At 32.2% G+C, this 24,306-nt stretch carries 19 protein-coding genes; 15 read left to right on the forward strand and 4 right to left on the reverse strand.

What is annotated here, in order from left to right; genetic code table 11:
- Window positions 1-44: 44 nt before the first annotated feature.
- Complete coding sequence (gene pbpC, locus GYM76_RS03075; RefSeq protein WP_370632588.1) at window positions 45-2,342, forward strand: penicillin-binding protein 1C; 2,298 nt, start codon at window positions 45-47, stop codon at window positions 2,340-2,342.
- 378 nt (window positions 2,343-2,720) lie between these two features.
- Here pbpC and GYM76_RS03080 read toward each other — a convergent pair whose 3' ends face one another.
- Both GYM76_RS03080 and GYM76_RS03085 read right to left on the reverse strand, forming a co-directional pair.
- Window positions 2,721-3,266, reverse strand: a complete 546-nt coding sequence (locus GYM76_RS03080) for an imm11 family protein (RefSeq protein WP_220216831.1) — start codon at window positions 3,264-3,266, stop codon at window positions 2,721-2,723.
- A 302-nt stretch (window positions 3,267-3,568) separates the two neighbouring features.
- The gene (locus tag GYM76_RS03085) at window positions 3,569-4,165 is read right to left on the reverse strand and encodes an imm11 family protein (RefSeq protein ID WP_220225852.1); all 597 of its coding nucleotides are present in this window, start codon (window positions 4,163-4,165) and stop codon (window positions 3,569-3,571) included.
- Window positions 4,166-4,697: 532 nt separating this feature from the next.
- On the opposite strand from GYM76_RS03085, the gene GYM76_RS03090 reads away from it, so the two are divergent.
- The 6 genes from GYM76_RS03090 to pmrB all read left to right on the forward strand — a co-directional run bounded on the left by GYM76_RS03090 (window position 4,698) and on the right by pmrB (window position 9,496).
- Window positions 4,698-5,525, forward strand: a complete 828-nt coding sequence (locus GYM76_RS03090; protein WP_220225853.1) for an ABC transporter substrate-binding protein — start codon at window positions 4,698-4,700, stop codon at window positions 5,523-5,525.
- Between the two features lie 3 nt (window positions 5,526-5,528).
- Window positions 5,529-6,248, forward strand: a complete 720-nt coding sequence (locus tag GYM76_RS03095) for an amino acid ABC transporter permease (protein ID WP_065733860.1) — start codon at window positions 5,529-5,531, stop codon at window positions 6,246-6,248.
- 6 nt (window positions 6,249-6,254) lie between these two features.
- Window positions 6,255-6,947, forward strand: a complete 693-nt coding sequence (locus GYM76_RS03100; protein WP_220225854.1) for an amino acid ABC transporter permease — start codon at window positions 6,255-6,257, stop codon at window positions 6,945-6,947.
- 105 nt (window positions 6,948-7,052) lie between these two features.
- On the forward strand, window positions 7,053-7,577 hold the full coding sequence (locus tag GYM76_RS03105; RefSeq protein ID WP_176701500.1) for a phosphatase PAP2 family protein: 525 nt from the start codon (window positions 7,053-7,055) through the stop codon (window positions 7,575-7,577).
- Between the two features lie 122 nt (window positions 7,578-7,699).
- Entirely contained in the window at window positions 7,700-8,362 is a 663-nt protein-coding gene (gene pmrA, locus GYM76_RS03110) for a two-component system response regulator PmrA (protein ID WP_220225855.1), read from the forward strand.
- Window positions 8,363-8,395: 33 nt separating this feature from the next.
- The gene (gene pmrB / locus GYM76_RS03115; RefSeq protein ID WP_220225856.1) at window positions 8,396-9,496 is read left to right on the forward strand and encodes a two-component system sensor histidine kinase PmrB; all 1,101 of its coding nucleotides are present in this window, start codon (window positions 8,396-8,398) and stop codon (window positions 9,494-9,496) included.
- Here the strand turns inward: pmrB and GYM76_RS03120 are convergent.
- Entirely contained in the window at window positions 9,465-10,085 is a 621-nt protein-coding gene (locus tag GYM76_RS03120; RefSeq protein WP_065733865.1) for a YrbL family protein, read from the reverse strand. The two genes, pmrB and GYM76_RS03120, sit on opposite strands and share 32 nt — an antisense overlap.
- 275 nt (window positions 10,086-10,360) lie before the next feature.
- Here GYM76_RS03120 and rplM point away from each other — a divergent pair, with 275 nt between their 5' ends.
- The 8 genes from rplM to GYM76_RS03160 all read left to right on the forward strand — a co-directional run bounded on the left by rplM (window position 10,361) and on the right by GYM76_RS03160 (window position 23,042).
- Window positions 10,361-10,789, forward strand: coding sequence for a 50S ribosomal protein L13 (rplM, locus tag GYM76_RS03125; RefSeq protein ID WP_034901369.1), 429 nt, complete (start codon window positions 10,361-10,363; stop codon window positions 10,787-10,789).
- An 11-nt stretch (window positions 10,790-10,800) separates the two neighbouring features.
- On the forward strand, window positions 10,801-11,193 hold the full coding sequence (rpsI, locus tag GYM76_RS03130) for a 30S ribosomal protein S9 (protein WP_065561853.1): 393 nt from the start codon (window positions 10,801-10,803) through the stop codon (window positions 11,191-11,193).
- A 308-nt stretch (window positions 11,194-11,501) separates the two neighbouring features.
- The gene (locus GYM76_RS03135) at window positions 11,502-12,134 is read left to right on the forward strand and encodes a glutathione S-transferase N-terminal domain-containing protein (RefSeq protein ID WP_065562614.1); all 633 of its coding nucleotides are present in this window, start codon (window positions 11,502-11,504) and stop codon (window positions 12,132-12,134) included.
- 48 nt (window positions 12,135-12,182) lie between these two features.
- Window positions 12,183-12,587 (forward strand): ClpXP protease specificity-enhancing factor, encoded by a 405-nt coding sequence (locus GYM76_RS03140; protein ID WP_081299489.1) that lies wholly within the window; start codon window positions 12,183-12,185, stop codon window positions 12,585-12,587.
- A 371-nt stretch (window positions 12,588-12,958) separates the two neighbouring features.
- Complete coding sequence (locus GYM76_RS03145) at window positions 12,959-13,876, forward strand: inorganic triphosphatase (protein ID WP_220225857.1); 918 nt, start codon at window positions 12,959-12,961, stop codon at window positions 13,874-13,876.
- A 1,370-nt stretch (window positions 13,877-15,246) separates the two neighbouring features.
- Window positions 15,247-17,703, forward strand: a complete 2,457-nt coding sequence (locus GYM76_RS03150; protein WP_220225858.1) for an autotransporter outer membrane beta-barrel domain-containing protein — start codon at window positions 15,247-15,249, stop codon at window positions 17,701-17,703.
- A gap of 254 nt (window positions 17,704-17,957) precedes the next feature.
- Entirely contained in the window at window positions 17,958-20,798 is a 2,841-nt protein-coding gene (gene glnE, locus GYM76_RS03155; protein ID WP_220225859.1) for a bifunctional [glutamate--ammonia ligase]-adenylyl-L-tyrosine phosphorylase/[glutamate--ammonia-ligase] adenylyltransferase, read from the forward strand.
- 75 nt (window positions 20,799-20,873) lie between these two features.
- Window positions 20,874-23,042, forward strand: a complete 2,169-nt coding sequence (locus tag GYM76_RS03160; RefSeq protein WP_220225860.1) for an extracellular solute-binding protein — start codon at window positions 20,874-20,876, stop codon at window positions 23,040-23,042.
- Window positions 23,043-23,073: 31 nt separating this feature from the next.
- Here GYM76_RS03160 and GYM76_RS03165 read toward each other — a convergent pair whose 3' ends face one another.
- Window positions 23,074-24,300 carry an MFS transporter gene (locus GYM76_RS03165; protein WP_220225861.1) on the reverse strand — a complete coding sequence of 409 codons (1,227 nt, stop codon included), beginning with the start codon at window positions 24,298-24,300 and terminating at the stop codon, window positions 23,074-23,076.
- Window positions 24,301-24,306 lie beyond the last annotated feature (6 nt).

Below are 24,306 nucleotides of genomic sequence, written 5' to 3' on the forward strand. Positions count from 1 at the left end.
TTTTTATTTATAAATACATTTGGCTGGGTCACATAATAAAGATAATGAAAAAATGCTTTTATAAAATATTTAAATTTTTTTTGATATTATTAGTTTTATTGAGCAGTAGTTTTTTTATTGCTGACTCTCTTTTTCCTTTATCTATCTCACAAAATAAAACTACCCAAACCGTTGTTGCAGCAGATGAAACTCCATTATGGCGATTTGCTGATCAAAATGGTGTTTGGCGTTATTCGGTCAGTCTTGATGAAGTGCCAGACTATTATCTTGAAGTTTTATTAAATTATGAAGATCGCTATTTTTATGAACATATTGGTATTAATCCGATTTCTTTATTTCGTGCAGCTTGGCAAAATATATCAAATGATAAAATCGTTTCCGGTGGTAGTACTATATCTATGCAAGTGGCAAGATTATTATATCCACACGATCGAACGCTAACGGGTAAGCTAAAACAGATCTTTCGAACCCTCCAGCTTGAATTACATTATAGTAAAGATGAGATCTTAACTTTATATATTAACCACGCACCCTATGGCGGCACAATAGAAGGTATTGGGGCGGCAAGTTGGTCTTATTTTGGTAAACAGCCTAAAGAGTTAACAAGAAGTGAGGCAGTATTATTAGCTGTGTTACCTCAAGCTCCAAGCCGGTTACGACCCGACCGATTTCCTGAAAGAGCCAAACAAGCTCGTGATAAAGTATTAGACCGATTGGCAGAATATAAAGTATGGTCAAATGATTTAATCGAAACCGTTCGACGCGATGAGGTTTGGGTATATCCACGAAAAGCACCACAAGTGGCTCCCTTACTGGCTTATCGTTTAAAAAATAAATACCCTAATGAGGATATTATTCATTCCACTATTGATGTTTCAATTCAATATAATTTAGAAGATTTAGCCATCAATCGTGTGAAACAACTACCGCCTAAAACATCATTGGCTATTTTAGTAGTCGATCATACTGATATGACAGTAAAAGGCTATGTCGGTTCAGCTGATTTTAATGACAATGAACGCTTTGGCCAAGTTGATATGATTAGTGCGTTACGTTCTCCTGGCTCTACACTAAAACCTTTTATTTATGCTCTTGCTCTTGATGAAGGTATGATTCATTCTGAATCGCTATTGCAAGATGTTCCTCGTATTACTACCGATTATCGTCCAACCAATTTCGATGATGGTTTCTATGGGCCGGTTAGTGTATCTGACGCATTAAGTAAATCATTAAATTTACCTGCGGTTCAATTAATTGAGTTATATGGCCCCAAACGATTTGCAGGTAAATTGGCTGGTATTGGGTTACCTTTATCTTCGATAGGCAACGAGCCTAATATCTCCTATATATTAGGTGGCGCTTCATTAAGGATGGATAATCTTGTTAGTGCATATAGTGCATTTGCTAGGCATGGCGAAGTGAGTCCATTGCGCTTTACTCAAAAAGAGCCATTGATTAATAAACCCTTTATTTCAGATGGTAGTGCTTGGATAACAAGACAAATGTTAATTAATAGTAATCTATTAGCTTATAAAACAGGAACCAGTTATGGCTATCGGGATGCTTGGGCAGTTGGTATCAATCCAAGATATTTAATTGGTGTTTGGGTAGGGCGTCCTGATGGCACTCCCGTTGTTGGGCAATATGGTTCAATGTCTGCCATGCCAATTTTACAACATGTTAATTCAATTTTATTAAATAGAGAAAATCGTTTAAATCGTCCACTCACTACTTATGAAAAACCAGCATCAGTATCTTCTATGAAAATTTGTTGGCCATTAGGGCAACCTCTTCCGGAATCTGATGTAAATTGTCACCGTCAAAAGACCGCATGGGTTTTAAATAATATGACACCGCCAACACTAAGTACCTATGGTGAACTAAAAAATAATATCTATCGTTCTGGGTGGATAACGATTTGGGTAAATGAACGAGGTGAACGTGTTGCTGCTGATTGTCCCGGAGCACAAAAAAAACAACTTGCCCTATGGCCAGTATCATTAGAAAACTTTCTGTTAACAAAAGAGAAAAGGCGGACTCTATTACCACCAATTGATAAAAGTTGCCCTGTAATGGGACAAGATGTTTTTGCTTCACTCAATATCGTAGGTTTACGTGATAAACAATTGATTAGAGCATTACCAGGAAGTCATCAAGTCACAGTTGATTTAACTCCAGAGGGTGGATATGGGGAAAAATGGTGGTTTTTAGATGGAAACTTAGTTGCTAATTCTAAAGATAATGAAAAAGTGGCCTTAACTATTGCTAAAAAAGGTGTTCATCGTTTGCTATTATTAGATGAAAGCGGACAAATATTTCGATTAAAGTTTATGTCAGATTAATTAAGTAACAAACTCAGTGGTTGATTTATTGCCCATTAAATTTGTAATGGATCTTTATCTGAGGTTTATTTTAATCGGAATTAACAGAAATATCTAATGTGGCAGAAACAGTTAGCATTTACACTATATGTCAGCGTCAATGTGATTGAAAGATAGGTTTAACAAAAGTATATAATCGTTTCACCGTTTGTTAACTATAATAGTAGAATATTATGCATCTTCTAAATGTATTTTCTGGTATTAATTCAAGTAGATAATTGTTTTTTTCAGTATGCTAGAATAACTAAATAGATAAAAAGCGGGGTTTTACCCCACTTTTTTCAAATCTAGGAAGGATGTTTTAAATACTTAGTTTAAATATAGCCATGGTCAATAATATTAATTTACTTCTAACGGTTTTCCATCGGTTTCAATATTAATAAATTCCATACCTGTAGGGTTTACCGCCATGATAGCTTTGGCTAATGTTTCATGAAAAACGATATGAAGCGATTCTCTTAATAGAAAAACTAATCTTTGTTCCAAAGGAATTTCACTTAAAATTTTTCTGTCCAAAATGAGTTTTTTTATAAAATATGTCATTCTAGGCTTTTCATAATCGGATTTATCTTTATCTAAAGCCTCGATTATATTGTCAGAAAGTAGACAAAAATAGTCTTTAATGATTTTACCTTGTGGGGTTGTTAATTCAGTGTCAATAATTTTAATCCCTTTGGGCTTAAAGCTTTTAATCACATTTGCTATTTTATCGGTAATAAAAATCTCAGGACCAGACAAAAAATCAGACATAACGGGCTGAGAGGGTATAGTTCCATTAAATTCTAAATTTATTAAAGTGGGGTTTAAGCGATCATCACGATCCGTTATACGAATCAATGGATAGGCTTGGTCTGATTTTCTCTGTATAAAATAATAATTTTCCATGTTTTATTTCTCTTCAATAGGTTGTAAGTTTGTTTGGAGATAAAATAGTTTTGCTGATTTTTGGTTAAAATAGTAGCATGATGCATGTTGTGTGAAGAGTTTATTTTTGTAAAAATTTTATATATCTATTATCTTCTTTAATGCGTTAAATAACTAAATAGATAGAAGATTGGACTTACTTTCCTTCTGTATGCTCCCTGTTGCCATATTCATGAACGCTGTTTTTTTCATATAGATATCATTTAAACATATGTCTAATCTTTATTGCTGAAAGAAAATTGCATTAGGAATTATTAATCTGATCAAAACCACCATTTTTCAACTTTGGTAAATGAAACGCCTTGAGGTTTAACTGACATAATGGCATTGACAATTGATTTATGATATAAGTGTATAGTACAAAACTCAAATAATTTAAAAATTAATCTTTTTTCTAAAGGTATTTCAGATAAAATTTCTTTATCTAATTCAAACCGATCGATCCAGCTTAACAAATTAGGATCTGTACGATCTACTTTACATTTAGAATTTTCTCTATCGACAGCTTTTAGATAATTATAGATATGTATATAAAAATAATCTTTTAAAATGTCTCCAGTATTGGTCTCGATTTCGGCAGGTATAAGCTGAATTCCCTCAATATGCATAGCATCTAAGACATTGGCTATCTTTTTTGAAACAATGCTACTTGGTTCTGCAAAATAATCGCCAATTACAGGTTTCCTAGGAATAGGGGCACAAAACCTAAATTGAGTTAATTCGGGATTTTCAATTCTTTCTCTTGTTCTCGGATACATCATGGTATGCCTGGAATCATCTTGTGGACCAATTAAAGGATAGGCTTTATCACCTGCTCGATCAATAATATAATATTCAAACTCGTCATTTGTACTATTCATGTTTCTTATTCATTTTATTTAATGTTATTGGATTTTATTGATTATTGTTGAATTTATTCTAATTTTCAATCAATATCATATTTTTTATAGTTTTAAATTAACTCAATAGTTTCTTTTAAATCTTTTAGTTGGCAGAGAATTTGGATCTCAATAACCCTATTAATTTTTTTGAATATCAAATCCATTAGTGGTGAGTGTAAAGAGAGAGCTTTTATCAATTCAGATGATTTTTAGCTTACTATCTATTTTACACGTATATCCCTTTTATTATTCTTCGACTGGTACCTTTCTACAATCCAGCTGGCACAAAAGTGCAAAGACACTCAGCTTAATTTTATGATGTGTAAAGGTATTAAATGCTAAAACACGTGTTATTTTATTGCTAATATTACAATTCTATACTCTTTATAAATTATAGATTATTTTAAATATAACTTTAAGTTATAAGCACCTAAATAATTGTTATTTATTACTCCGAATATTTTATTGATAGACTTAACCCCTATACAAAGTCCAATGGAGGATAATAACAATGAAATTTTTAACTAAATCACTGACGGTGGTTGCCTTAATCAGCTCAATATTCGTTGCGAGTTCAGCCTACGCCGATCGATTAGATGATATTGAAAAACGCGGACAGATCAAAATAGCGGTATTTGACAGTAATCCTCCGTTTGGATTTATTGATGAAAAAACTAATAAAATTGCTGGGCTTGATGTTGATTATGCTAATGAAATTGCTAAAGCATTGAATGTAAAAGTCGAACTTGTTCCAACTAATCCAGCCAACCGTATTCCTTTGCTAACCTCACAAAAAGCAGATCTGATTGTAGCAAACTTTACGGTGACTGATGAACGAGCTAAAACAGTCGATTTTAGTTTGCCTTATTTTGCTACTGGCCAGAAGTTTGTAGCTAAAAAAGGATTCCTAAAAACAGCAGATGATCTCAAAAATCTTCGTATAGGTGCCGATAAAGGTACAGTGATGGAAATTACTCTACGTGAGAAGTACCCAAATGCTAAAGTAATCTCATATGATGATACACCTTTTGCTTTTGCAGCATTACGCAATGGTGTTGTACAAGCTATTACTCAAGATGACGCAAAGTTAATTGGTTTACTTGCTAATGTTCCAGAAGAACAACGAGCTGTTTTTGAAATATCTCCATTTAGTATAACTCAAGAATATCAAGCTGTAGGTATTCCAAAAGGGGAAACCCGCTTGAAAGAAAAAGTTGACCAAATATTATTAAAGCTTGAAAATGATGGTGAAGCGTTAACTATCTATAACCGTTGGTTTGGACCTGATACAAATTCAGCTATGCCTCGTGGTGATTTCAAAATAGGTAAAGGTCAATAAATAATGTATGAGCAATTACTGGAACCCCGTTATTTATGGTGGTTGTGGGATGGTTTTTTAGTCACTATCGCTATTTCAGTTTTAACAATCATTCTCTCTACAATATTTGGTTTTTTGCTAGTTATTGCTCAACAAAGTCATATCAAAATTATTAAAGGCGTTGTAATTAGTTATAACGCTATTTTTCGTTATTCTCCATTGTTACCTCAGCTTTTTTTCTGGTATTTTGGTATAGGTAATTTGTTACCAGTAGAATTTAAAATGTGGCTATTTGATGAACCGCAAATCCAGCTGTTTTTTTTCTCTTTAAAAATGCCTTCTTTTGAATTTATTATTGGTTTAATTGGATTAACATGTTACTCCAGCGCTTTTATTGCTGAAGAATTTCGAGCAGGAATTTTGGGAATAAGCAATGGTCAAGAACAAGCATCATTAGCTTTAGGTCTTACACGTTGGCAAAGTATGCGGTTTATTATTTTACCTCAAAGCATTCGTATCGCATTTCCTCCGTTAATTGGTCAATATATGAATATCATCAAGAATTCCTCTCTAACGATGGCTATTGGCGTGTTGGAACTATCTTATGTTTCACGTCAAGTTGAAACCGAATCGCTGAAAACATTTCAGGATTTTGCGATAGCAACATTTTTATATATTTTAGCCATTGTCATTGTTGGGACACTAGGCAATATTTATCAATCAAAGCGATTAAACAGGGTCTAATTTTTTATGGATTTTAAAAGTTTTGAAGTAATTTGGAATAATTTAGATTACCTAATGTGGGGTAATTTCCCAGGCGGTATTGTGTTGACTCTTTTGATGAGCTTAGCTGCTATTATCTTTTCGTCTATTTTAGGTATTTTCGCTGGTATTGGTCTAACTGTTTGCAAAGGATTTTTACGTCAACTTTTAGTTGTCGTATTAGGATTTTTAAGAGCGATTCCCGTTATTATGCTGATATTTTGGACTTATTTTTTGTTGCCAGTGCTATTGAATGTTGATGTGCCAGCTATTACAACAGTTATTTTTGCTTTATCTTTAATTGGTGGCGCATATATTGGTCATTCCGTATATGCGGGAATGGTAGCTATTGCTAAAGAACAGTGGCAAGCGGCTTTTTCGTTAGGTTTAAATAAAAGACAAGTCATCATTTTTGTTATTCTTCCTCAAGCATTAAAAATGATGCTGCCTTCATTTGTTAATCAATGGGTATCATTAATTAAAGATACGTCTTTAGCTTATATAGTGGGTGTTGCAGAATTTACATTCATTGCTACCCAAATTAATAATCGTAGTATGATTTATCCTACTGAAATATTTTTATTTGTGATTGTTGTTTATTTTATTATTTGTGCTGCACTTGATTTTACTGTCTCTTTATTGCCGAAATACCATTTGATTACTCGAAAAAATAAACGATAAATATCATTTATTAAATGTTCAAAATCCTTTTTAAGGTTCTTTTAAGCTTTATTGATTAAATTACAACTAAATATTGTTTTTATAGGTCGTTGTATGTTGCTTGATATGAACACTCATCTTTTTTTATTAATTAATGCTCAAGAACAAGCCTCCAAATTATTTATTCTTTTTGCCATATTTTGTGCAAATTATTTAATCTTTGTTCCTATAGTCATATTGGGAATATGTTTTTTATTCAAACCTGTTTATAGACAATTAATCATAAAAATTGCTTTAGGTTTGGCTGTAGCCTTGTTTGTAACCTTTGTTATTCGACATCTATTTTATTCTCCACGTCCATTTGTTCTTAATATTGGTACGAACTATTTGAATCACGATAAAACGAGTTCTCTTCCTAGTCAGCACGCTGTTTTTATTTGGACTATTTGCTTCTCACTTTATCTAAATTATAAAAAACAATTTAAAGCATTAACTTATCTATGTACGATTGTTGCATTACTTGTTTGTTGGAGTCGAATCTACTTAGGTGTTCATTGGCCACTGGATATTCTGGTGGGTATGTTGTTAAGTTTTATCTCTGTTTATTTAGTCAAAAAGATATGGTTTATACGCTCAAAAAGTTTTAAATAATTATTCGCTAAATTATAACTATCAAAATGAACTTAAATTTTTAAAGCATTGGGAAATAAATAGTAAAGCGTATAATAGTTGTAAATGTTACATTTCTTAAATCAAAATTAGGTAACACTATAATGAAAATTCTTATAGTAGAAGATGATAGTTTATTACAAAAAGGTTTATATGACGCGATAACGTCTAATGGCTATGTTTGTGAAGTCGCATCTAATGGCAAGCAAGCTGAGGATCTTATTGAGTTTGCACAGTTTAGTTTAATTATTCTTGATTTAGGTTTGCCTGATTGTGATGGCTTAGAGTTACTCACCCGATGGCGTAAAAAAAATATCGATATTCCTGTACTAATTTTAACCGCTCGCGATACTATCGAAGATAGAGTTGAAGGTTTAGATCTTGGTGCAGATGATTATTTAATAAAACCCTTCGCCTTAACCGAATTGCTAGCCAGAATAAGAGCGTTAATTCGTCGAAATCAAGGAACTGCCGATAATATTGTTAACTATGGTCCAATTTCAATAGATATTAAACTTCAAAAAGCTACTTTAAATAATCAAGAAGTGATATTGACGCCAAAAGAATTTATTTTACTATCTAGATTGATGTTGAAAGCCGGTGAAAAAGTGCATCGAAGTTTATTACAAAATGATCTATATGATTGGCAGAGTGATCCAAGTTCAAATGTGCTTGAAGTTTATATTCACGCCTTAAGGAATAAATTAGGAAAAGATTTAATTAAGACTGTGCGTGGGTATGGCTATCAACTCAATATTAATAATTAGTTATTATTTTAAAATTAATTGAATGGCAAATTTATGATTGAACAGTCTTTGAATAATATTCGACATAGTATCCGTTGGAATCTATTTTTTACTTTGGGTGCAATAATGCTAATTTGCCAAATTATTACAGTATTTTGGTTATGGCATGAGAGTAAAGAGCAAATTGATGTTTTAGTTAACTTAACGTTAAGTCAAAATAAAATAGATGAAGTGGTTGAACATGAAGAATTAGAAGCAATTTTTGCATTATTTTGCTCAGCATTTTCCATGATGGTTGTAACTTTATTTTTGGCCTATAAGGCGATTAAATGGATTACTAAACCCCTTGAGATACTCGAAAAAGATTTAAATAAAAGAACTGAAGATAATCTTAAGCCAATAAAACCAATCAGTAATATGCGTGAAATTAAGTCAATTACTACGGTATTAAATAATTTATTTGAAAGGCTTAATAATACACTATCTCAAGAACGTTTATTTACAGCAGATGTAGCTCACGAGATGAGAACACCTTTAGCAGGTATTCGATTACATCTAGAACTATTAGAAAGTAAAGATAAAATAGATTGCCATGAGCTAATTGAACGAATAGATCGTTTAGTAAATACCGTAGAACAACTATTAATGCTTGCTCGAGCAAGTCAAAAATTTACTCTAGGCCAGTATCAAAAAATTAATTTTCTAGATGATATTCAAATTCCCCTTTTTGATGAATTGACAGAGTTAACAGTACAGAAACAACAAAGTATTGATTGGGAAATTACGGGGAATAATATAATTTTTAATGGTGATGCGACTTTGATTCGTTTACTGATTCGTAATTTGGTTGAAAACAGTTATCGGTATAGTCCAAATGAAAGTAAAATTACTATTAGTTTTTATAAAGATGCTGAAGAAATTGTGATAGCCGTTAAAGATGAAGGGAGCGGTATTGACGAGTCAAAAACAGAAAAGTTAACCCAAGCCTTTTTCAGAATGGATCGTAAACATGATGGAATAGGTCTCGGTTTGAGTATTGTTAATCGTATTACTAAATTACATCATGGCCAATTTACATTAAGAAATCGGCAAGACCAAAAGGGTACGATTGCCGAAGTCAGACTTAATGATTCACATCATCAATTAACTTCGTGATTAATGAATTATGCTTATTTTCTCGAATCAGTGATGATAAAAATCGTTGCCATGTGCGTTCAATTTTGGCTTTTGCAAAAAAGCCTACATAGTTAGCGATAGGAATAAATGTCGAATTACCAATGTTATCAATAATAATTAAGCGATTTTCCTCTGGTGACAAATGCTGAAATAAAATATTTTTACTCTTGATTGTCATAGTAATGATTCTATCTTTCAGCAAGGCTGTTTTTAATGCTTTGAGTGATACAACTAACGCATCATAATTTTGATTAGTTGCTTGTTCGTCGAACAGATATTTTTCTAATGGAATAGAAATTTTTCCATCATAGTCACGAATAAGTTCAAAAACATGACCTTGACCAAAATTAGTCATTACAGGACCATAATATTTTGCTAGCACATCCCATGAGATATTGCGATTTATAAGGTGCTTATAATAGGCAATTTCACGGTTTGTTTCCTCTTCTGCTCCTTCATTATAATTGACTTTGATACATTTATTAGGATCATCGGGATGATGATAGCATTTGCGGTGTAAACCTTTACTTATATAATCTTTTTCAGCAAGTTGAATTAAGTTTTCCATCAATTTTTATCGTGTTATTTAATATTAGTTAAAAGTGTAGCAGTTACTGTTTTTTCTCGCTACGCTTTTTTTATCATAAATCCTAGCGCTTTTTTAATATTTCTGTATAATATTGCCACCCACGTTACAACAGTGTTTTTCCCAACGCTGTTTTCGGTTGTCAGTATTAGTATAACGACTCGAAGGGGTTAGTTAGTTAATAGTTGCAATCAAAAAGTGTAAATAAATCAAATGATTTATTAACGTGAGATTAATTAAAATTTGGATAAATACAAATGAGTACTTTTTCAGCTAAACCAGAAACAGTTAAACGCGACTGGTATGTTGTAGATGCAGCAGGTAAAACGTTAGGTCGTTTAGCTACTGAAATCGCAAGCCGTTTGCGTGGTAAACACAAAGCAGAATATACACCACATGTTGATACAGGTGACTATATTATCGTTATCAATGCAGAAAAAGTTGCTGTAACAGGCAAAAAACGCACTGATAAAATCTATTATCGTCATACTGGTTACATCGGTGGACTTAAAGAAGCGACTTTTAAAGAAATGATTGAACGTCATCCTGAACAAGTCATCGAAATTGCTGTAAAAGGCATGTTACCGAAAGGTCCTCTTGGTCGTGCAATGTACCGTAAACTAAAAGTTTATGCTGGTAGTGAGCACAATCATGCGGCACAACAACCGCAAGTATTAGATATTTAAGGGGATAGAAGATGGCTGATAATCAATATTACGGTACAGGTCGCCGCAAAAGTTCTGCTGCTCGCGTGTTTATTAAACCAGGTAGTGGAAATATCATTATTAACAAACGTTCATTAGAGCAATACTTTGGTCGTGATACTGCTCGTATGGTTGTTATGCAACCTTTAGAGTTAGTTGAAATGACTGACAAACTTGATCTTTACATTACAGTTAAAGGTGGTGGTATTTCAGGTCAAGCGGGTGCGATTCGTCACGGTATTACTCGTGCATTAATGGAATATGATGAAACTTTACGCTCTTCATTACGTCAAGCGGGCTTTGTTACTCGTGATGCACGTCAAGTTGAACGTAAAAAAGTGGGTCTACGCAAAGCACGTCGTCGTCCACAATTCAGCAAACGTTAATTGCAACGTTACAAATTTGTTTCGAAACCCAGCCTATGCTGGGTTTTTTTTATCGCTATATAATTTTAAACAAACTGTAATAATATTTATTCTATTTTTATTAAATTATAATTTATAATTTATTCAAATAGATAATAATAATCTTTGTTATCTTTCTCTTACTTTATTGAAATTAATTTACGTTCAAAAATGATTATTCGCCGAAAAAACAAAAAGAAAATATATTTTTTTAACAAATTTGTTATCCAATTTGCTAGAATAGTAACCATATTTAAACTTAATTAAAATTTCGCATATTTGGAGTGAACATGGTTGTTGCTGTTAATAAACGTTCTGTGATGACATTATTTTGTGATACAACTGACATTTACGGCCATCAGATTCGTTTTGTGCTGGCAGAAAAAGGGGTAACAGCTGAGATCGAGTTTGTTACATCAAATACTTTACCTCAAGAATTATTGGATCTTAATCCGTATGGTTCAATCCCTACCTTAATCGATCGTGATCTAACTCTTTATGAAACACATATTGCATTAGAGTATTTAGATGAACGTTTTCCTCACCCGCCATTAATGCCGGTATACCCAATTGTTAGAGCTAATTCCCGCTTAACAATGTATCGCATTAAAAAAGAATGGTATAGCGCCTACGAAACGATCTTAAAAGATCCTGATAGTAGTAAAGCTAAAGAGGCACGTAAAAACTTACTTGATGACTTAGTTTCTATTTCTGTCATGTTCAAAGAAAAAGATTACTTTATGAGTGATGATTTTACTTTGTGTGATTGCTATTTTGCTCCTTTGCTATGGCGTTTACCATTGATTGGTATTGAATTGCCAAAAGTTGCAGAGAAAAACTATCTTTCTTATATGGCACGTGTATTTGAACGACCTGCTTTTATAAATTCTTTAACTGAAGATGAAAGAAAGATTAGAGCTTAAAATTTATTTTATCTAATGACAGATTAGCAATTAAACAAGGTAGCCGTTATGGAACTTGATGACATGACTCCTCGACGCCCTTATATATTTAGGGCATTTTATGACTGGATTTTAGATAATGATTTAACTCCTTATGTTGTGGTGAATACGTCTATTGATGGTGTATTAGTTCCACAAGAGTTTGTGAAGGATAATCAGATAGTACTCAATATTGCACCCCAATCAGTAGGACAGTATTTGGCCAATAATGATCAAATCGAATTCAATGCTAGATTTTCTGGTGTTCCTCAACATATTGTTGTGCCAATGGCTGCTATTGAAGCTATTTATGCTCGTGAAAACGGAGTAGGGATGGGGTTTGAAGATGAACCACACTACAAAGCCTTAAGACAAAGTGCAACTAAGCAATCCGAAAATGTTAAACCTGCAAATCCTTTTAGGGTTGTTAAATAGCTATCCTTAATTATTTTTTTATTATCCTATTTAAAATTTAACTAATAAATAGGATATTTTCCTACCTATTGGAATACCCATGCTAAAACTAGCTAACCTAAATCACACAATTTAAACAAGATTGTTATCTTGTGATGTTTAAAATTAAGAATAAGTTTTATAAAAAAGTGTTTAGTTAATTAATTTATATAATTCCACTTTTCTACTGCTTTTTCTATACACTTTTACCTATAAAGTATTAATTATTTTATCTTGTTTATTTATCATCCTGAATGTCGCTATAGCTTTAATCATATTATAGTTGATGATAGCCTATATTTGTTAGCCTAATCGGTATATCATATGGCAAAATAAATAATGAAAACAGACAAATGAGTAACGAAATTGAATTAAAGTTTCAAATCAATCAAAGTGATATAGAACACTTACAAAGTTATTTAAATCAATGGGTTTATTGTGATGAAGCAGAATTTTCATCACAAAAAAATTTAACCAATCAACTAAAATTAACTAATACTTATTATGATACCGAAGATCATTTATTGAGACAAAATGGTTGTGGTTTGCGTATTCGAAGTACTGAAGATGGTCAAAATAAGTGTTATGAAATTACCGTGAAATCAAAGGGTAATTCTGTGAGTGGCTTACACGAACGAATTGAAATTAATCGGCCTTTACCTAATGACAAATTAGATTTAAGTGTGCTGCCCAAAGAGGCATTACCTGATGGTTTAATCCAGTTAAATCCACTTTTTACGACTAATTTTAAACGTCAAACTTGGTTGATATCATTTGCCAATAGTGAAATAGAAGTTGCTTTAGATATAGGCAGCATTACCTCAAACGGACAATCTAAACCAATACAAGAAGTTGAGCTCGAGATAAAACAGGGTAATAAACAAGATTTGATCAACTTTGCGATTGAATTAAGTCGCTTTAGCTTACATCTGTTTTCTCAGAGTAAGGCTTCACGAGGATATCGCTTATTTCTCAATGTGCCTATTACTCCTAGCGTTTATTCTCCACAAATTGAACAGGATTTGCCAAGCCTACTAAACTTTTGGCAACAAAATGAAGAATATGCTTTAGAAAATAATGATTTAACTTATTATAAACAGCTACTTATTCAAATAAATGAAATATTAATAAATAAGAATTTTGAAATTAAGCTAGAATTTGAGCAGTGGCAAATGGCAATGCAACGTATTAACTCGATTAAAAATTTTGCTTATAGCGAGGTAAACACAAAATTCAAACTTAGGCTAATTTCAGAAATAAATAAAATATAGGTATAAAAATGAAATTGGAAAGAACTTTTTTTAAATTACCACTATTATTAGTTTTATTTTATTGGTTATTTAATATTTTATATATTGTTGTCTATTTTACTGGATTTGATGATTATTTTTTACTGTCAAATATGACAAGTAATCAACTTATTAAAAATTTAACTAAGCAAGTATTAATCAACTTCTATTACCAAATACCAAACTCAATTATTGTATTTGTATTTTCCATAGTATTATTTTATAAATATTCAATTAATCAGGTCAATTCGAGAAATATTACTAATACGTTACTTGTTGCTATATTAATTACATCAATGGATATTGCAGGGCGATGGTTTCTTTACAACAGTATTAATCCATGGGTTCAATCTAAAATTAGTTACCTTTTCTTTGATAGCAATTATTCTCTATTCAATGAGATTATTAATTTTATTGTGATAATAACTATTTATATTTTTGTAGCATTATGGACTTATTTTAGTATTAAATTGTTAAATAAAAAATTTATTCATGACTGTGACGTACCAACTCAATCAGAGAGTCAACGGTTACACCTTGGTGTATTTATTTTGCTTTATAATTGTTATTTTAGCACCCTATATTTTTCCATTAATTCATTTTATGGTGTACATTTCAGTTTCATAGGTATTATTCTAAATATAATATGTTTAACTATATTTTTATTAATTACTAATTTGATCGGCTATTTTTTGTTAAGAAAATGCTTTACCGGTGTAACAGAAGTTTTAAACTTAAAAAAGCTTATATTATGTTCGATAAGTATATTCATCTTCAACTGTATATTGGTTATAATAATTTTTTGGGTATCAATTTCTCTGTATGAATATTTAAAAGTATATTATAGATTATCCAAAAATTTTTCATTGTGTTATACATGGGCCATAATAGGAATCGTGTTTATTCTAAGCTCTATAATGGTTAAAATCATGACCAAACTGTTATTTGGTTCAAAAAATAATAAAATTAATATCACACAATAATACAAGTTGGTATATATGTATTGGTAAAGTAACTAATAAATAAATTAGCTTCCAATACATAATCATCTTAAAACTTACTTCATATGTATGTTTTTTAAACTCAAATAAAAAAACTTCCCATCTCATGTTAAAAAACAGCTAAATCTTATAGAAATTTATTTTAGGCTCACAATTTTTTATTTTCAGATTATAAAAAAACATTTAGTTAAATCATTAAATAATCAATATAGACATTAACTATTTTTTTTGATACTTTGTCATTTTTGGTGAATTTTATAAATTACAACAATAGGTTAACTTTTGTTTGATTTGTTAAGATTTGAATTAACTAATATAATGGTTGGTAAATGTCAAATAAATGGAGTTTATGTGTTTAAAAGTAATTTAAATAAAATTGATCTCTTGGTCAAATTAATATTAGGTACTTGCTTGGTTACACCTAATCTTGCAAGTGCTTTAACTATTATAGATGCATCTAATATTGGGACTCATACTAATAGTGGTATAGCTGTTTCTTCAACTGAAGATATTATTATTCAAAATATAACAGGTGTTGCTGCGCCTCATATCAACATTACAGGCAATCAAGATTACGGTATTAAATCAGGATATAATGGTAAAACTTTAACCATTGATACCGGAATGGATGAATTTGTAATTCAAACTAATGCAACAGGTAATTATAATAAAATAAGTAATATCCATGTTCTTTCAAATGGGAAAGTCAATGCTTTAAGTGACATTCGCCTAAATGTTAAAGATGGTACCGGTATTTATTTTGCTAATACGGGGAAAGCTGATTTTGATAAAAAGGTAACTATAATAGGGACTGGTACATCAAATGGCAGTTTCATTGGAATTCGAGCTTATAACGGTTCAAATTCATCAAAAACTGAAGGCAACTTCAATGGTGAAGTTAACATACAGTCAGTAGGAAATGGTAGTTATGGTATTTTATCCTTACTGAATAACGCACCAGATTCACTTGGTATAAATCTAAACTTTAACGAAAAAGTAACGATTAATATGAGTGGCAATAATTCGACTGGTGTTGCGTTCCAGGAATATGCTGGTGCTAACCCAAATGCAGACAGTGTTATTAAATTTAATAATGGATTAGATGTAACAACGGCTAATGGAACCTCTGTCTACATGGACCAAAAAGCAGGAAAATTATTCATTAATAGTGGCTCAAATGTTAATAACATTGTTTCAACTAGTTATAACAATTATAACGCAATACAGTCGACTGCTGGTGAAATAACTGTTAATGGTAAATCGAATATTAAGGGTGATATTTATGCAGCCAGTTCAGGACAGATTAATCTTGATTTAACTGATGGCTCGACATTATTAACTTCAATTGATAATACATCTTCATCTGCGAATAAAGGTACTATCAATGTCAAGATAGATGGTAGTCAAAGCCAATGGAATATGACCAATAGCTCATCTGTTGATTCCCTTATGTTAACTAATTATGCCAAAGTAAGTTTTGGTCATGATTATGCAACATCAAATACGATTCTTGATGGTTCAAATAACATGACTTTAACGACAAATTCATTATCTGGAAATGGGCTATTTGAATTGCGCACTTCCATCGGTAGTGGTTTTGCTAATGATTTACTTAAAATTACTGGCTCTTCACAAGCAACTGGTAATCACAATATCTCAATTAGAGATGACAATAATGGTTCAGCAACAGTTACAGGTAATGAAAAATTTACTTTAGTTGAAACTGAAGGTGGTGGTGCTAATTTTAATTTGACTTCACCATCAGTTGATATTGGTGCATACCAATTTAATACTCTAACTAAAGTCACTGATGAACGTAATAGTGGTTCAGAAGATTGGGTATTATCAGCTCAAAAGAAAACAGTAAATCCAACTAAGCCTAATTTAACCAATACAGCTCAAAATGCGGCAAATATTCTAAACTCCAGTTACTTGATTAGTTACATTGAAACACAAACTTTAATGCAAAGAATGGGTAAACTTCGTCAAGGCGAAACATCTGATGGTGATGCTTGGGGTCGTATTTATGGTGGTAAATTAAGTTCATTCAACGATAAACGTTTATCGAATTTTGATATGGATTATTATGGCTTACAACTTGGTGTGGATCGAAAAGTTGAAAATACAAATGGTGATATCTATTATGGTATCATGGGTGGTTTAAGCCGAGGAAATATAGATCATCATGTAGGTGATGGTAACACTAAAGGCTACTATGCAGCACTTTACGGCACATACCTAAACCAATCAGGGTTTTATATCGACGGTTTAATTAAATATATGAGAATGTCGAATAAATTTAATACTCGTACCGGTGGGGGTTATTTCGTAAAAGGTGATGGTAATACTAATGGTTTTTCAATAGGGACTGAACTAGGACAACGATTCTATTTCAATTCATTACCAAATCAAGGTTGGTATTTTGAACCTCAAGCTCAATTAACTTATTCTCATCAAGGAAGTGCAGTCATCAATGCGACCAATGGACTAAGAACTAAATTGGACAGTTATAATTCATTACTTGGTAGAGCAAGTATTGTCCTAGGCAACAGCTTTACCCAAGATGATAATATAGTTGATGTATACCTAAAAACTGGTTATGTGAAAGAGTTTGATGGTGAAACATCTTATGTCTTTAACCATGTTGCAAAAGAAAAATATGATTTCGGTGGCAATTGGTGGGATAACGGTATTGGTGTAGATGTACAGTTTAACAAACAACACCATATCTATACAGATATTGTTTATTCATTCGGTAATAAATTTGACCAAAAACAAGTTAACTTAGGTTACCGTTATAGTTTCTAATAATTAGAGACTATCTATTAATTTAAAAAATAGACATTAACTTAAAGTGACTACCCTGCGTAGTCACTTTATTCAATAAACAAGTCTCAACTCGTCTTTCAAATCGTTTTCATTAATTATCAGCTAATCTACTATTGAAATGATATCAATATTCTTTTTTACAATTTGTTTAATAAAAAGATATGTGAAGTTAAAAAGTCATTTATAATAGTTAATTAGGTGATTTTATCAACAAGTTTAAGTGAGTGCTTATTATGTCTCAGCCTATATCGCTAGTTTCACCATTAATTGCAGAGCAAAAACAGAAAATTACATCGCAATTATCACAATGTGATTCAATTGCGGTACAAAATAATCTTGATATTTTGGTACAAAGTGATTTTATTGTTGATGCTTTTTATCGGTTTCCAGATTGGTTGACAGACATTATTAATAATCCTCCTCAAGCTGATGAAAGAAGTTACTATCAACAATGGTTAAATGAAAAGTTAGCATCGACATTTGATGAATTGGCATTAATGAAAGTTTTGAGATTATTTAGGCGCTACATTTTAGTAAGGCTTGAATGGTCACAATTAACGCAAACAAGTAGCGATGAACAAATTTTATTACAACTTACTGAGCTAGCTGAGGTGATTATTGTCACTGCACGAGATTGGCTTTATGATCTTAGTTGTAAAGAGTGGGGAACCCCTTTTAATATGCAAGGAGAGGCGCAACCTTTACTTATCCTAGGCATGGGGAAACTAGGTGGAGGAGAACTTAACTTTTCATCTGATATTGACCTTATTTTTACTTATCCTGAACATGGGCAAACACAAGGTGGTCGTCGCGAATTAGATAACGCGGTCTTTTTCACACGTTTAGGGCAGCGTTTAATAAAAGCTTTAGATCAAATTACTGAAGATGGTTTTGTCTACCGAGTTGACATGCGTTTACGTCCTCTAGGTGATGGCGGTCCACTTGTTTTAAGTTTTTCAGCGATGGAAGACTACTACCAAGAGCAAGGAAGAGACTGGGAACGTTACGCCATGGTAAAAGCGAAAATACTCGGTGATCAACAAGATCCATACACTAAAGAGCTTTACCAAATGTTAAAACCATTTGTATACCGCCGTTATATTGATTTTAGTGTCTTACAATCTTTGCGAAACATGAAAGGCATGATTGAACGTGAAGTTCGTCGTCGAGGTCTAACCAACAATATTAAACTTGGTGCAGGTGGTATTCGAGAAATAGAATTCATCGTACAAGTATTTCAACTTATACGTGGTGGACGTGTGATTGGCCTACAAACACGTTCCTTATTGACTGCTTTACAAGTGATAGAACAAGAATCCCTACTTAATGCTAATGAAGTAGATGCTCTACGTGAAAATTACTTCTTCCTACGTCGTTGTGAGAACTTATTACAGGCTATACATGATGAACAAACACAAACACTACCAGAAGATGAATTAGACCAAATACGTATAGCAATAGGCATGAATTTTAGAAGCTGGAATGAATTTGTATCTGAACTTACTAAAAGAATGCAATTTACTCGGCAAATATTTAATCAACTTATTGGTGATGAATCAACTGAATCAACACAAAATACGAACAACGATCACTATAATGACCTTTGGGTGCCTGATTTACAATTAAATGATGTTACTTCAGTACTATTGAACTATTCACCTGATGATGCCAAACAGCTTTATCAAATGCTTTGTCAATTTCGTGATGATATCAGTAAACGGACCATTGGTGTTAGAGGGCGTGAAATACTTGATCAGCTAATGCCAAAATTATTAGAATTAATTTGTAATGATAAGCATGCATTAATAATACTATCACGAATTTTACCGTTACTAGTCAATATTGTTAGCCGAACAACTTATTTAGAGTTACTGCTTGAATACCCAACGGCATTAAAACAACTAATTCGATTATGTAGTGCTTCACCAATGATTAGTGAGCAACTTGCACATTATCCAATCTTATTAGATGAGCTTATTGATATTCACTCACTTTATCAAACTGTTGCCCCTAATGAATATAAAAGTGAACTTTATCAATACTTACTTCGAATTCAGGTTGATGATGAAGAACAACAACTTGAGGCATTAAGACAATTTAAACAAATGCAACTCCTACATATAGCCGCTGCTGATGTTGAACATGTATTAAATACTATGAAAGTAAGTGATCATTTAACATATGTTGCAGAATCCCTTCTCGATTTTGTTGTTCAAATGGCGTGGAATCAGATGATTGCTCGTTATGGAAAGCCAGCACATTTAACTGATAATCAAAAAGGGTTAGTTATTATTGCTTATGGAAAATTAGGTGGTTGGGAATTAGGATATGGTTCAGATTTAGATCTCGTATTTCTTCATGACTGCCCTGTTGATAGTATAACGGATGGTGATAAACAAATTGATAGCCGCCAGTTTTATTTACGACTGGTACAACGAATAATTCATTTATTCAATGTACGTACTAGCTTTGGTATTCTTTATGAAGTTGATGTTCGCTTACGTCCGCAAGGGGATGCAGGACTATTAGCTTGTAGTTTAAGTGCATTTTATGACTACCAAATGAATGAGGCATGGACTTGGGAACATCAAGCATTAGTTAGAGCAAGAGCCGTTTATGGTGAGATTGAACTTATTAAACGCTTTAACGAAATTAGGCATACTGTTTTATGTAAAAACCGTGAAGAAAGAGAATTAAAAACCGAAGTTCGAGAGATGCGTGAAAAGATGCGGGCACATTTAGGTACAACAGCGCCACATCAATTTAATTTAAAAATAGATGCAGGTGGTATTGGTGACATTGAATTCTTATCTCAATATCTAGTGCTAAACTATGCACATCAATATCCTAAAATGACCACATGGAGTGACAACGTACGGATCTTAGAGCTTGCAGCTAACTATCAAATTATGGACAACCTGGAAGCCCAGCAACTCACTAAAGCTTATATTGATATGCGAAATGAAATCCATCAATTATCCTTGCAACTCTTACCGAGCATTGTTGATGACTCATGTTTCAAATCAGAAAAAGAGATCGTGAATCAAAGCTGGCTAAAATGGCTTAAAGACTAATTAGTTCAAATATACTTGTGATTGTTTAATAAAGTTGATTTGATTGAAGTAAAAATTTATGGAGTGTAATACCTAATGGCGACGATCAAAGACATAGCAAAACTTGCTGGTGTATCTCATGGTACTGTCTCAAATGTACTCAATGATCGTGGTAATGTCAGTTTAAAAAAAATCAAATTAGTTGAACAAGCGATTCAACAATTAGGTTATCAAATCAATTTATCTGCCAAAATTTTAAAAGAAGGTTCAAATAAGTCTATTTCGGTTATACTACCAAATATCACTTCCGAACAATATACTAATTTATATGATGGCCTGTTTAGTCAAGCCAACCGACTTGGTTATGAGCTTTCGCTTTATTTAACTTATGACTCTAAAGAACTGGAATTACAATTAATCCAAAAGGTAGCTGTAAAACGGGATCATGCAGTTATCGTTGTTAGTTCATTATCAGATGCTAACTCCTATTATCAAAAAATTAAATTACCAAAAGAAAAAATTATCTTTGTCTATCGAAAGCCTATCTCAGCATTGCAATTCATATCTCTTGATTATGAGAAAGCTGGACGGGATATTGCTAATGAATTAATCAAAAAAACGTATCGAAGGATTGGCTTATTTTGTAATTCAGATCATCACACTCATACTAAAAACTTCAAAAAAGGTTTACTAAACACGTTCAAAAAGCATCATTATGATGTGACATTGAATAGTATTGCGTCTAAACCTTCTAATGGTACCTACAATTTAGCTTTTAGTTTTTTTGAAGATGAACAGGTTAATTATGATGCGCTAATTACCATGGATATGGAGCGAGCACATTTTATTCGTAATGCTAATTATTTTGGAAGTTTAAAATCTTGCCCACCCATTTATACATTAACCAATAACAGTTTTTTTTATGAAGATAACATTTATCAATACCATATGAACTATGGCATATTAAGTGAACAAATTATCAAACTTGTAGAAGGCAAAAACACAACCAATCTTGATAATAAAGGTTTTTCATTATTGCCTGATTTGAATTCAGAAAATATAACTAAATCTTCAAAAACTATTAACTTTTTAATCTTACCCAGCCCATCAACGCAGGCGGTAAAAAAACTATTACCACATTTCAAAAAGACGAGCGGCATTGATGTAAATTTAATTATAAAACCTTTCGACGAAATATATTATATTCTTAATCAATTTGAACAACATCAGCAAATTGATATTATACGAATTGATATGGCTGGATTACCTTGGTTTGCACCATCGATATTCAAACCTTTATCAGAATTAGATATTAACTTGAATCAACTGTTTGCGAAATATCCACAAGAAATTGTAGAACGCTTTAGCTATGTAGATAATTCTGCTTATGCTATTCCTTTTGATCCTAGTGTTCAAATGCTTTTTTATCGCAAAGACTTATTTAATGATCCATTAATTAAGCGTGCTTATTTTGAAGCATATCGACAACATCTTAATGTTCCTAAAAACTTCAAAGAGTTCGATCAAATTGCGACCTTTTTTAATCAACAGCAAAATACGGAATCCCCAGTAGAGTTCGGTAGTTGTATTACGCTCGGTAATTATGAACTTATCGCATCTGAATTTTTAGTTCGCTATTATTCTCAAGGAGGAAAACTAATTAATGGCAATAAATTTGGTTTAAATACCACAATTGCTATAACTACTTTAAATCATTTGCAATCATACATTAGCGTTGCCAAAAATATACAATCAGCTTGGTGGCAAGAATCAGTAAATTTATTTGAACAAGGCAAGCTAGCTATGTTAATTGTTTATATGAATTTATTTGGCTATATTAATCATCGTAATATATTGCCTTTGGTTGGATACGCTAAAGTACCGGGAAAAAAATCACTATTTGGTGGAGGTTCCCTTGGTATGTCAAAATATAGTCAAAAAAATGAACAAGTAAAAACCTTTTTTAATTGGCTTTACTCCAACGAAATCAGCGAACAAATAGCATTACTTGGTGGAGCAACCGCACAAAACACTATTTTCCAAAATCATCGAATTATAAATAGTTATCCATGGTTACCAGTGGCGCAACAACAATATGCCAATGGCATTCGAGAAAATAGCATGACAGGTAGTGCTATTAATTTAAGACTGATTGAAAATATTATTGGAAAGTATTTAACACAGTGGATAACTAACCAATATAGTTCAAAACAAGTCATAGAGATGATTAATAGTGAGATAGAAAAAAGTATGGCTAATAAATAATTATTAGCCATACTAAAGTAAGAGGAAGAAATTAATCTGATTCTACTTTTTTAGGTGTCATGATGACATCTTTATCTTTAAAGAAATACCAGAAACCTACAGCAACAATTGCAGCAACTACCGCAGGATAGATCCAGAACTCTTGCCATTGTGGACCAGCATTAGGTAATGTCTTCTCTGTAACAACGCGGTTATTGATAAAGCCACATACTGATGCAGCCATAAATACACCAAAACCATTAGAAACAATAAAACGTAACCCTTGAGCTTGCGCTTTAATTTCTGGACCTGCTTTCTTATCAACATAGATATCACCAGCAGTAAAGAAGAAGTCCCAACAAATACCTTGTAACAATAGCGTACCAATAATATAGAAGAACATATTACCTTCTGATGTTGCGGCCAGTGATAACATCATGCTACGAATTACCCAACAAATTGCGCCGAATAAAATGATTTTTTTGAAACCAAAACGACCTAATAAGAAAGATAGAAGGAACATAAATAACACTTCTGTAGCGATAGCAATTTGCATCATTGAAGCAGGCTCTAAACCTAATACAGGTAAATATACTGGTAAATAAGCACTATATGCAGTTTTAGTTATCATTAGTACAAAAGTAGACAGCATAAAAATAGTGAAATACTTATCTTTGAAAAGTGATAATGCATCTAAACACATTGCATCACGGATTGAGAATTTCTTATTTCGACTTGTAGGTGGTGTGTTAGGTAAAGTAAAACAATAAATCCCATAAACCACAGATGCACCAGAAGCAAGTAAAAATGAGTTAATGGAGCTTGAAAAACCAGTATAACCAAGAATTAATCCTACAATCATAAAACCAATGGTGCCAAATACACGAATAATTGGGAACCAGCGCACACCATCTATATGCCTAAAACTAACGCTATTAGCTAATGCTGTTGTTGGATAAAATAATAAACCAACGATAAAAATCATGATTAAAAAGCCAGCAATATTGCCACTTTCAACATAATTAGGAATGATAAATAAAACAACTGCATTGAGAATATGTAATATGCCCATCACTTTTTGTGATGCAATGAACCTATCAGCGATCATTCCAATGAAAAGTGGAGAGATAATAGTTGCGATTCCTAAAACTGAATAAGTCGAACCAACAATTTCTTTCAATCCATAAGCAGCAAGTACTGCCCCAATAACCATATTCCATGCACCTTGCACAAAATATTGTAAAAACATCATTACCAATAAACGTGGTATTTTAAACATATAAAA

This window comes from Gilliamella sp. ESL0443 (assembly GCF_019469165.1).
Taxonomy (GTDB): domain Bacteria; phylum Pseudomonadota; class Gammaproteobacteria; order Enterobacterales; family Orbaceae; genus Gilliamella; species Gilliamella apicola_E.